At 39.0% G+C, this 11870-nt stretch carries 8 protein-coding genes and 2 pseudogenes; 9 read left to right on the forward strand and 1 reads right to left on the reverse strand.

The annotated features are described in order from the left end of the window. Nucleotides 1-263 precede the first annotated feature (263 nt). From mnmA to rpsD, 8 genes and pseudogenes are all read left to right on the forward strand, one after another. Nucleotides 264-1409, forward strand: a complete 1146-nt coding sequence (gene mnmA, locus HMPREF2887_RS00225) for a tRNA 2-thiouridine(34) synthase MnmA (RefSeq protein ID WP_256381278.1) — start codon at nucleotides 264-266, stop codon at nucleotides 1407-1409. 135 nt (nucleotides 1410-1544) lie between these two features. Further along, nucleotides 1545-3461 carry a tRNA uridine-5-carboxymethylaminomethyl(34) synthesis enzyme MnmG gene (mnmG, locus tag HMPREF2887_RS00230; protein ID WP_003026760.1) on the forward strand — a complete coding sequence of 639 codons (1917 nt, stop codon included), beginning with the start codon at nucleotides 1545-1547 and terminating at the stop codon, nucleotides 3459-3461. Between the two features lie 252 nt (nucleotides 3462-3713). Beyond that, nucleotides 3714-5690, forward strand: a complete 1977-nt coding sequence (locus HMPREF2887_RS00235; RefSeq protein ID WP_021002233.1) for a DHH family phosphoesterase — start codon at nucleotides 3714-3716, stop codon at nucleotides 5688-5690. Further along, on the forward strand, nucleotides 5687-6139 hold the full coding sequence (gene rplI, locus HMPREF2887_RS00240; RefSeq protein WP_003026754.1) for a 50S ribosomal protein L9: 453 nt from the start codon (nucleotides 5687-5689) through the stop codon (nucleotides 6137-6139). The genes HMPREF2887_RS00235 and rplI overlap by 4 nt, the downstream gene beginning before the upstream one ends. Nucleotides 6140-6170: 31 nt before the next feature. Next, nucleotides 6171-7522 (forward strand): annotated as a pseudogene (gene dnaB / locus HMPREF2887_RS00245) (replicative DNA helicase). A gap of 3 nt (nucleotides 7523-7525) precedes the next feature. Further along, the gene (locus HMPREF2887_RS00250; protein WP_003026751.1) at nucleotides 7526-7798 is read left to right on the forward strand and encodes a Veg family protein; all 273 of its coding nucleotides are present in this window, start codon (nucleotides 7526-7528) and stop codon (nucleotides 7796-7798) included. Nucleotides 7799-7855: 57 nt separating this feature from the next. After that, nucleotides 7856-8485, forward strand: coding sequence for an HAD family hydrolase (locus HMPREF2887_RS00255; protein ID WP_003026750.1), 630 nt, complete (start codon nucleotides 7856-7858; stop codon nucleotides 8483-8485). A gap of 204 nt (nucleotides 8486-8689) precedes the next feature. Next, nucleotides 8690-9301, forward strand: coding sequence for a 30S ribosomal protein S4 (gene rpsD / locus HMPREF2887_RS00260; protein WP_003026749.1), 612 nt, complete (start codon nucleotides 8690-8692; stop codon nucleotides 9299-9301). 115 nt (nucleotides 9302-9416) lie between these two features. On the opposite strand, the gene HMPREF2887_RS00265 is transcribed toward rpsD, so the two are convergent. After that, nucleotides 9417-9950 carry a TetR/AcrR family transcriptional regulator gene (locus HMPREF2887_RS00265; protein WP_003026748.1) on the reverse strand — a complete coding sequence of 178 codons (534 nt, stop codon included), beginning with the start codon at nucleotides 9948-9950 and terminating at the stop codon, nucleotides 9417-9419. A gap of 174 nt (nucleotides 9951-10124) precedes the next feature. Here HMPREF2887_RS00265 and HMPREF2887_RS10330 point away from each other — a divergent pair. Further along, nucleotides 10125-11870: pseudogene (locus HMPREF2887_RS10330) on the forward strand (YhgE/Pip family protein); the annotation flags it as partial.

Genomic DNA, 11870 nt, shown 5'->3' on the forward strand with positions numbered 1-11870 from the left:
ATAGTAGTTTACGACTAAAAGCACCATTTTCAGACTATAGATAGAGGCTGAAAGTTGCTCATTAGATTCGCCCTTTTGATAGAATCTCTATTGTTTCATTCACTGATTTAATAGTTTATCCACTGAATTTTTAGTTTACAGTAGTGTAAAGTTATTGATGTCTGGTTATTGAAATTTGTTCTTAAGGTTATTTCGTGTTATAATAAACCTTGCTCTAAGCGACCTTCAATCGTTGAAAGCAAAACACGACCTTCAATCGTGAAATAACGAAAAGATGGGAGAACACTATGAGTGATCATTCTAAAACACGTGTTGTTGTCGGGATGAGTGGCGGTGTGGATTCGTCAGTTACGGCTCTTTTGTTAAAGGAGCAGGGCTATGACGTGATCGGCATTTTCATGAAAAATTGGGACGACACTGACGAAAATGGGGTCTGTACGGCTACAGAGGACTATAAAGACGTAGCAGCTGTGGCAGACCAAATTGGCATTCCCTATTATTCTGTCAACTTTGAAAAAGAGTATTGGGATCGCGTTTTTGAATATTTCTTAGCTGAATATCGAGCTGGTAGAACCCCGAATCCAGATGTCATGTGCAACAAAGAAATTAAGTTCAAAGCTTTTTTGGACTATGCTATGACATTGGGAGCGGATTATGTGGCAACAGGTCACTATGCGCGTGCAAAGCGCGATGAAGACGGAATTGTTCATATGCTGCGAGGAGTGGATAATGGCAAAGATCAGACTTATTTCCTTAGTCAGTTATCACAAGAGCAGCTGCAAAAAACGATGTTTCCGTTGGGACATTTAGAAAAGTCTGAAGTTCGAGCTATTGCAGAGAAAGCAGGATTGGCTACTGCTAAGAAAAAAGATTCAACCGGCATCTGCTTTATTGGTGAGAAGAACTTTAAAGAATTTCTGGGAAATTATTTACCAGCTCAACCTGGTCGCATGATGACAGTTGATGGTCGAGATATGGGTGAGCATGCTGGTTTGATGTATTATACAATTGGTCAGCGTGGAGGCCTTGGCATTGGTGGTCAGCATGGCGGGGATAATGAACCTTGGTTTGTAGTGGGTAAGGATCTCAGTCAAAATATTCTTTATGTTGGTCAAGGTTTTTACAATGACAACTTGATGTCAACGAGCCTTGACGCTAGTCAAGTACATTTTACAAGAAAAATGCCAGCTGAGTTTACTATGGAATGCACAGCTAAGTTCCGTTATCGTCAGCCAGATTCTAAGGTTACAGTAACTGTAAAGGGTGACAAGGCAATTGTCAACTTTGCAGAACCTCAACGCGCTATTACACCTGGACAAGCCGTTGTATTTTATGATGGAGAAGAATGTTTGGGTGGTGGTTTGATTGACAATGCCTATAAAGATGGTAAACTTCAACAGTATATTTAGATTGACATTTTTTAGCAATCTGCTAAAATGGATATAGCAATAACTATGATGGTCAAAGCTCATGGATGTTGCAGGCTTTTTGTCCTGCACTTCTAGAGGTTTGACTTTTTTGGTGAAAAAATAAGGAAAGAAAAGATGACACACAATTTTACTGAAAGTTATGATATTGTCGTAATTGGTGCTGGGCATGCAGGTGTTGAGGCTTCGTTAGCAGCCAGTCGAATGGGCTGTAAAGTCCTACTTGCGACAATCAATATTGAAATGCTAGCTTTTATGCCTTGTAATCCTTCTATTGGAGGATCTGCCAAGGGAATCGTTGTCCGCGAAGTGGATGCTCTAGGTGGAGAGATGGCTAAGAATATAGATAAAACTTATATTCAAATGAAGATGCTCAATACTGGGAAAGGTCCAGCGGTTCGTGCTCTTCGTGCCCAAGCAGATAAGGAACTTTATTCTAAAGAAATGCGCAAGACGGTTCAACATCAAGAAAATCTCACTTTGCGTCAAACTATTATAGATGAGATTCTAGTTGAGAACGGGAAAGTTGTTGGTGTGAAAACAGCTACACATCAAGAGTTTGCTACAAAGGCAGTTGTCGTAACAACCGGTACAGCTCTGCGTGGAGAAATTATTATTGGAGATTTGAAGTATTCTTCTGGTCCTAATCATAGTTTAGCTGCAATTAACTTAGCAGACAATTTACGTGATTTAGGGTTTGAAATTGGGCGTTTTAAAACAGGGACTCCACCACGTGTGAAAGCCTCTTCTATCAATTATGAAGAAACGGATATTCAGCCTGGAGACGAAAAAGCGAACCACTTTTCCTATACTTCTCACGATGAGGATTACCTCAAAGAGCAGATTCCTTGTTGGCTAACTTATACTAATGGAAGAAGTCATGAAATTATTCAAAACAACCTTTACCGTGCACCAATGTTTTCAGGGATGGTGAAAGGTGTAGGACCACGTTACTGCCCGTCAATTGAAGACAAAATTGTTCGTTTTGCGGACAAAGAGCGCCACCAACTTTTCTTGGAGCCAGAAGGGCGAGATACGGAAGAAGTTTATATTCAGGGGTTGTCAACGAGTTTGCCAGAAGATGTTCAAAAAGATTTAGTGCATTCTATTAAAGGACTTGAAAATGCTGAATTGATGCGAACTGGCTATGCGATTGAATACGATATGATTATGCCACATCAGCTTCGCGCTACTCTAGAAACTAAGAAAATCTCAGGTTTGTTTACAGCTGGGCAAACGAATGGGACGTCTGGTTATGAAGAAGCAGCGGGACAAGGCATTGTTGCAGGAATCAATGCAGCTCTGAAGGTTCAAGGAAAACCGGAACTGATTTTGAAACGCAGTGATGGTTATATTGGGGTCATGATTGATGACTTGGTTACTAAGGGAACGGTAGAGCCGTATCGTCTTTTGACTAGTCGAGCCGAATATCGTCTCATTTTACGTCATGACAATGCGGATATGCGATTGACTGAAATTGGACGCAGGGTAGGATTGGTTGATGATGAGCGCTGGCTGCGTTTTGAAATTAGGAAGAATCAATATGAAACTGAAATGAAGCGCTTGAGCACTATTAAATTAAAGCCGATTAAAGAAACGAATGAAATGGTTGAAAAATTAGGCTTTAAACCATTGACAGACGCAGTTACAGCGAAAGAATTTTTGCGTCGTCCAGAAGTTTCATATCAAGATGTTGTCAAGTTTGTCGGTTCAGCAGCTGAAGATTTAGATGAAAAGATAATCGAATTGATTGAGACTGAAGTCAAATATGAAGGCTATATTTCTAAGGCGTTGGATCAGGTTGAGAAGATGAAACGAATGGAAGAAAAACGAATACCAGCAAACATTGACTGGGATGATATTGATTCCATTGCGACAGAAGCTCGTCAGAAATTTAAGAAAATAAACCCAGAAACAATTGGTCAAGCTAGTCGGATTTCAGGTGTCAATCCAGCGGATATTTCGATTTTGATGGTTTATTTGGAAGGTAAATCACGAAGTATCTCAAAAAATCAAGAAAAAGCAAAAAAATAAATGATGAAGATGCTTGTTCACATTTCTGAGCAAGTGTTTTTTCGTCAATAATACTTGACAAAGCTGTAAACTAACAGAGAAATAAAGCTAATTTAATGGGAAAATCAGGTATTCTTTTTTGTAAAGTAATCAAAGGGATGCAGGAAGATTTAATTTTTTCTAAAGTTTGACAGTATTATTTGGCTTGTTTTAATAAGGGAAAACTCGCTTTTTTAGAGCTTTTGTGGTAAAATGGCGGTTAAGAGGTTTGTGATGAAAAAATTTCGTTTTACTCCAATTCATTTTGTAATCATGGGCGTTATTTCCTTTGGAATTTTAGCTATTTTATTACGAGTTTTTGGTAGCAGCATTCTGATGTTATCTGCACTTTTTTTGGTGCTTGCTCTTTTGATTTTTCTATTAATTTACCAACAAAAAAGTTATGAAATTGATGAAGTGGAACAAATCCAGTATGTGAATGACCAAGCAGAAAATAGTTTGGCGTCATTGCTTGAAAGAATGCCGGTTGGTGTTGTAAAAGTTGATCAAACATCTGGAAATGTAGAATGGTTTAATCCTTACGCAGAGTTGATTCTTACCAATGAAGACGGTGAATTTGATGTGGATTTACTGCAAAAAATTACCAAAACACCATCTGAGGGTGCTGGGTCGTATGCAACAATTGGGGATACAAAATATTCGGTCTACTTAGATCATGCTTCAAGTGTATTTTACTTTTTTGATGCTTCAAGTGAGTATGAGGCAACTTCAGAATTAGTAACGACGAGACCAGTTATCGGTATTATTTCAGTCGATAATTATGATGATTTAGAGGATGTTGTCTCAGATTCAGACATTAGCCACATTAATAGTTTTATCGCAAATTTTGTCTCTGAATTTGCAGAAAAATATGCTATGTTTTCTCGTCGTGTGGGAATGGATCGTTTCTATATTTTTACGGACTACACGGTGTTAGATCGGTTAATGCAAAATAAGTTTGCAGTTATTGATCAGTTTAGAGAAGAAGCTAAAAATCGGGAAATTCCTCTCACATTGAGTATGGGCTTTTCTTATGGTGATAGTAATCATGAGCAAATTGGTAAAGTGGCTCTCTTAAACTTGAATCTTGCTGAAGTTCGTGGTGGTGATCAGGCTGTTGTCAAAGAAAATGATGAGTCAAAGAATCCTGTTTACTTTGGTGGTGGCTCAGCTGCATCGGTGAAACGGACACGTACTCGCACGCGAGCTATGATGACTGCTATTTCGGATAAGATTAAAAGTGTGGACCAAGTTTTTGTAGTTGGGCACAAAAATTTGGATATGGATGCGCTTGGTTCTGCTGTGGGAATGCAAGTATTTGCTAGTAATATTATTGATCAGACTTATGCGGTTTATGATCCTCATCAAATGGCTGCGGATATTGATCGAGCAGTTCGCAGACTGCAGGATGAAGGGGAGACTAATCTTCTTTCGGTCGCTGATGCGATGACAATGGTGACCAATCGTTCTCTGTTGATTATGGTGGATCATTCAAAAACAGCTCTGACTTTATCAAAAGAATTTTATGATTTGTTTAACCAAATTATTGTCATTGATCACCACAGAAGAGATCAAGATTTTCCGGAAAATGCTGTTATCACTTATATCGAAAGTGGAGCAAGCAGTGCCTGTGAATTGGTAACAGAGTTGATTCAATTCCAAAATTCTAAGACAAAACGCTTGAGTAAAATGCAGGCTAGTGTGTTGATGGCTGGGATTATGCTGGATACGAAGAAGTTTTCTTCTCGTGTAACCAGTCGGACGTTTGATGTGGCGAGCTATTTACGCACGCGCGGAAGTGATAGTGTGGCTATTCAAGATATTTCAGCAACGGATTTTGATGAGTACCGTGAAGTGAATGAGCTAATTTTAAATGGTAAGAAAATCTTGCCAAATGTACTCGTTGCTACCGGAGCAGAAGAAAAATGCTATGATACAGTTGTTATCAGTAAAGCAGCAGATGCTATGTTAGCTATGTCAGGGATTGAAGCTAGTTTTGTTGTCGGCAAGAACAAACAAAATAGTATATCGATATCTGCTCGTAGTCGTAGTAAAATCAATGTCCAACGTATCATGGAAGAACTGGGCGGCGGCGGTCATTTTAATTTGGCGGCAGCGCAAATTCCTGACCAGACAATTGCTCAGGTGGTTCATAGCTTAAATGAAATTATTGTTCGTGAAGTACTAAAAGATAAGGAGTTAGAAGAATGAAAGTAATCTTTTTAGCAGATGTAAAAGGTAAAGGAAAAAAAGGTGAAATTAAAGAAGTGCCTACTGGCTATGCACAGAATTTTCTGATTAAGAAAAATCTTGCCAAAGAGGCGACTGCAGCAGCTATCGGCGAACTTCGCGGAAAACAAAAATCAGAGGAAAAAGCACACGCTGAAATGCTAGCTGAAGCGCAAGCCATTAAGAAAAAGTTGGAAGCAGAAAGTACAATTGTCGAATTTACTGAAAAAGTGGGACCAGATGGACGGACTTTTGGTTCTATTACCAGTAAAAAAATTGCTGAAGAGTTGCAGAAGCAATTTGGAATTAGAATTGATAAACGATTGATTCAAGTCAAGAATCCTATTCGTTCTGTTGGCTTGATTGATGTGCCAGTGAAAATTTATCAAGATGTGACTAGTGTGATTAACTTACGTGTAAAAGAAGGTTAATTGAAGAATATTTTTTAAGAGAGGAGGTCTTATGGCAGATATTGATGAATTGCGAGCACAACCGCAGGATATTTTAGCAGAGCAATCTGTTTTAGGTGCGATTTTTATTGATGAAAGTAAGCTGGTGTTTGTTCGTGAATATATCGAGCCAACTGACTTCTTTAAATATGCCAATCGGTTAATTTTTAAAGCGATGATTGACTTGGCAGATCGAGGCGATGCCATTGATGCGACAACTGTTCGTAATATTTTAGACAGTCAGGGTGATTTGCAAAATATCGGTGGCTTGTCTTACTTGGTTGAAGTGGTCAACTCAGTACCGACTTCTGCCAATGCTGAATATTATGCTAAGATTGTAGCAGAAAAGGCTGTTTTGCGCCGGTTGATTGCGCGGCTGACAGACTCTATCAATCTAGCTTATGATGGTGCCAGTCCTGCAGATGAAATCATTGCTGGGGCTGAAAAGCGCTGATCGATGTTAGTGAAAATTCTAGTCGAAGCGGCTTTAAAAATATTAAAGAGATTTTGAATCTTAACTTTGGTAGCTTGGAAACGCGGTCTCAGCAAACTTCTGATATTACAGGGATTGCGACAGGTTATCAAGATTTGGATCACATGACCACAGGACTGCATGAAGAAGAGTTAATCATCGTGGCAGCTCGTCCTGCGGTTGGTAAGACCGCTTTTGCTCTTAATATTGCTCAAAATATTGGAACAAAGCTAGATAAAACAGTCGCTATCTTTTCTTTAGAAATGGGGGCAGAAAGCCTAGTAGACCGAATGCTAGCAGCAGAGGGGTTAATTGAATCACATTCAATCCGTACAGGACAATTGACGGATGAAGAATGGAGCAAGTATGCAATTGCACAAGGAAATCTAGCAGAAGCTAGTATTTACATTGACGATACGCCAGGAATTCGGATTACAGAAATTCGTTCGCGTGCTCGAAAATTAGCGCAAGAAACAGGAAATCTTGGATTAATCTTGATTGACTACTTGCAGTTGATTACAGGGACTGGTCGAGAGAATCGTCAGCAAGAAGTATCTGAAATCTCTCGTCAATTAAAGATTTTGGCAAAAGAGTTGAAAGTGCCAGTCATTGCGCTGAGCCAATTGTCACGGAGTGTGGAACAGCGTCAGGACAAACGGCCTGTTTTGTCAGACATTCGTGAGTCGGGTTCTATTGAGCAGGATGCAGATATTGTTGCATTTTTATATCGAGATGACTACTATGAACGCGGCGGTGAAGAACCTGAAGGGCTTCCAAACAACAAGGTTGAAGTGATTATCGAAAAGAACCGTAGCGGTGCGCGTGGTACGGTAGAATTGATTTTCCAAAAAGAATACAATAAGTTTTCAAGTATTTCCAAGAGAGAGGAATAAACAATGAGTGATGCATTTACAGATGTTGCAAAAATGAGAAAAATTAAAGAAGAAATCAAAGCCCATGAGGGCAAAATGGTAGAAATGACTCTTGAAAATGGCCGTAAACGTCAAAAAAATAAGCAAGGGCGCTTGATTGAAGTTTATCCTTCTTTGTTTATCGTTGAATATACAAGTAATGGAGGTCAACCAGGTGAGATTGAAAACACTTATGTCGAATCTTATACTTATTCAGATATTTTAACAGAGAAAAATCTCATTCGTTATTTGGATTAAGAATAAATAGGTTTTAATGGCGAAAAACTGCTTTGATTGATGTGGCTGGAGTGAAAAATGATTAAAAATCTAGTTTTTGATTTTGGCAATGTTTTAATTGAATGGAACCCTGCTAAGATTTTAGCTGCTTTTGTAAAAGAAGAAGACCGTAAGCGCGTCGAGGCTGCTATTTTTGATTCGGGACTTTGGGCTCAGACAGATACTGGACAATTAACTTTGAAATCAGCCATTCAGGCGGCTCAAACATTGCTAGATAGTTCTTACTCTGCTACTGTTGAAGCCATTTTTACTCATTGGTATGAGACAGTGGATGTTTATCATCAGCTACAAGAGAAAATTTTTGAATGGGCTCAGCTGGGATATGGCATTTATATTTTGTCTACTACAAGTGAGATATTTTATGCAGTTGAAAATGCAGGTTTATTACCGATGACGAAAGTTTTGACTGGGAAAATCCTTTCTTACGAAGTAGGGTTTGCAAAGCCAGATAAAAGCATCTATCAAAAGTTACTAGCTCAATACGCATTACAAGCTAATCAATGTGTATTTATAGATGATTTACAGATAAATTTAGATGTCGCTAAAAGTCTAGGATTTGAAACTATTTTAGCAACATCTGAACAGCAAAATATAATTGCGATAGAGGAATTGTTGAAGAAAAAAGGTTATTTTCATAGAAAGAAATAATCTGGGAAAATCCGTCTTTACAGATAGGATTTTTTTTGATATAATGGCTTTTGTGTGAAATAGCAGCAGGAGGGCATGAAGCTCGTCAACAGAATATTAGCTATAAAAGTAGCCTTGGCTGTTTAGGCGAAAATGTTCTGCACGAATCAGGGCTTTCTAAGTGACTATTTCCTCAAATTATTATTTTTACAGGAGGACATGTTTATGTCACGTTATACAGGGCCATCTTGGAAACAAGCTCGTCGTTTGGGTCTTTCACTTACAGGTACAGGGAAAGAATTGGCACGTCGTAACTACGTACCAGGTCAACATGGACCAAACAACCGTAGTAAATTGTCAGAATACGGTTTGCAATTGGCTGAAAAACAAAAACTTCGCTTCACTTATGGTGTAGGTGAAAAACAATTCCGTAACTTGTTTGTACAAGCAACTAAAATCAAAGGTGGAATCCTTGGTTTTAACTTCATGCTTCTTTTGGAACGTCGTTTGGATAATGTTGTTTATCGTCTTGGACTTGCAACAACTCGTCGTCAAGCTCGTCAATTCGTAAACCACGGTCATATCCTTGTTGACGGAAAACGTGTAGATATTCCTAGCTACCGTGTATCTGTTGGTCAAGTGATTTCAGTTCGTGAAAAATCACTTAAAGTACCTGCAATTCTTGAAGCGGTTGAAGCAACTCTTGGACGTCCAGCATTTGTATCATTTGATGCTGAAAAATTAGAAGGTTCATTGACTCGCTTGCCAGAGCGCGACGAAATCAACCCAGAAATCAACGAAGCGCTTGTCGTTGAATACTATAACAAACAACTTTAATTGATGGATTATCAGAGGTTGGGAATCTTCCCAGCTTCTTTTTTTGTTGTAAAGATTACGAAGAAAAGCCCTAGAGAGCTTGTGGGTGCTACTAGGGAAAGGTATAAGAAATATTCTAATCCAACATTTTTAAAAGAAAATCTGCCATTTGTTCAGGGCTTTCTTTTTTTCCTCTAGCAATCCACATTTGACAAACTCCAAAAAAGGCGTTTGTCAGGTAAACATAGCTGTATTCTTTCTCCACTTGACTTAGTAGTTTACTACTAAAGCGCTCTTGTAGGTCTTCAGCCAGCATGATTTGGAATTTATGGCGTAAAAATGTTTGAATTTCTTTTGTTCCGTTTTCTGTTAACAAAACAGAAAGGAGGGATTCGCGTGTGAGAAAATCAAAAACTTCTATAATCGCGCTACGCTTGTCTTGAGCATACTTCTCAAAAATGTATTCTAACTTATGGAAAAGTTTCTGTTGATAATGCTCAATCATATCATATTTATCTTTGTAGTGTGTATAAAAACTACTGCGACTAATGCCGGCAGTCTTGGTCAACTTGACAGTGCTAATCTGGTCGAATGATTCGTGTTCCAGTAGCTCTACCATCGCATTTTCAATAATCATTTTTGTTTTTTGGCGCTTGTTACTTTCTGCCATATTAGTTTTCCTCTTTTGAACAATTTTATACAACGTGTCTAAAATTGAAATTTTTCTCTTGTGAAAAAATGTAGAAACTGTATAATCTATTATATCAAATATTTAGACAATGTGTATAAAAACATTTCAAAAATTAAAATTTTTATACAGAGTGTCTAAGATAGAGGAGAAAAAATGTTCAAAGAATGGAAAGCAATTTTCAAAAAACCAATTTTTGTGATTGTCATGATTGGTGTTTCCTTGATTCCTGCTCTTTATAATGTGATCTTTTTGAGCTCCATGTGGAATCCTTATGGTAAAGTTTCAGAATTGCCAGTAGCGGTTGTGAATAAAGACCAACATGCGACATTTAACAACAACACCTTATCTGTTGGTGATGATATGGTGAAAAGTCTTAAAAAGAATGATGCTTTAGATTTTCATTTTGTATCTGAAGCAAAGGCAAAGAAAGGTTTGGAGAAGGGTGATTATTATATGATTATCACGCTTCCAAGTGATTTATCCCAAAAGGCAGCTAGTATTCTGGATAATAAGCCACAAAAAATGCAGATTGATTATCAAACGTCTAGTGGACATAGCTTTATTGCTAGTAAGATGAGTGATTCGGCTATGACGCGACTTCAACAAACTGTCGCAAACAATGTGACCAATACATACACGACATCGCTCTTCAAGAGTATGAATAGCTTGAAGAAAGGCATGATAACAGCTGCTTCTGGTAGTAGGCAACTCGCTTCTGGCGGTCAACAATTGAAAGAGGGTAGTCAAACCTTGACAGATAATTTACAGACTTTATCTAGTTCTAGTATGACGTTTGCGGATGGTGCTAATACATTAACGACAGGTTTGGGAACCTATACGCTTGGGGTGCATCAGCTGTCAGACGGAATTGGTACGCTATCGACACGCCTTTCAGCTTATACGTCAGGTGTCGGTCAATTGGCTTCTGGGACAGATACGCTTTCAAAAGGTCTGACAGACTATACAAATACTGTTGGTCAATTGGCTTCTGGTTCAGATACGTTGTCAAAGGTCTGATGGGGTATACAAGTGCTGTTGGTCAATTGGCTGACGGTTCAGGAGAATTATCAGATGGTTTAAATGCGTATGCCAATGGTGTAGCAAATCTTGCAGGCGGTGCGAATCAGTTAAATGCTCAATCGCAAAATTTATTGGCTGGAGTCAATCAATTGACCGCTTCTAATGGAGAAATTCAAAAATTATCAAGTGGCGCGCATCAATTAGCTACGGGTCTGAATACGTTAATGACAACTGTTCAACAATCTGGCATGACTGCTGAACAAGTTCAACAGCTACAGGATTTGCAAGCAGGTTTAACTGCTGTGCAAACCGCTCTTTCAACTGGATCAGACTTGTCAGCCGCTAAAGCAAGCATGACGACTGCTTTAAGCGATATGGAAACGGCTGCGAACACACTTGCCAATAGTGCGACGACAGACAAGACCACGATTGCAACTAACGTGGCTGCTACAGCTGCTTATCAAAAGTTAAGTGCTAGTGAGCAGGCAGAAATCAATGCTGCGATTTCGCAAACTCCAAGTCAAACTGCTACGACTGCGGCAAGTCTATTGACAAATATTCAAGCGCTCAAGACGCAAGTGGCGAACTTGCTAGAGCAATCTTCTAATCAACAAAACATCGCTGTTATCGAACAAGCAAAAGGTGCGCTTTCAGAGCTTCAAACGAGCGCACAACAATCCCAAGCAAAAATCCTTGTAGCTTTGCAACAATCAACTGCGGGTGCTAATCAAGTAGCAGCAGGTATTGATCAATTGCAAACGAGCTTAGCAACGGGTGCTGGTCGATTAGCAAAAGGTGTAACCGACTACACCAATGGGGTTGCGCAGATTACGGCAGGGGCTAATACCTTATCTGGCAATAGCGGCCAATTGACATCTG

It is taken from the genome of Streptococcus sp. HMSC071H03, assembly GCF_001813035.1.
GTDB lineage: Bacteria > Bacillota > Bacilli > Lactobacillales > Streptococcaceae > Streptococcus > Streptococcus anginosus.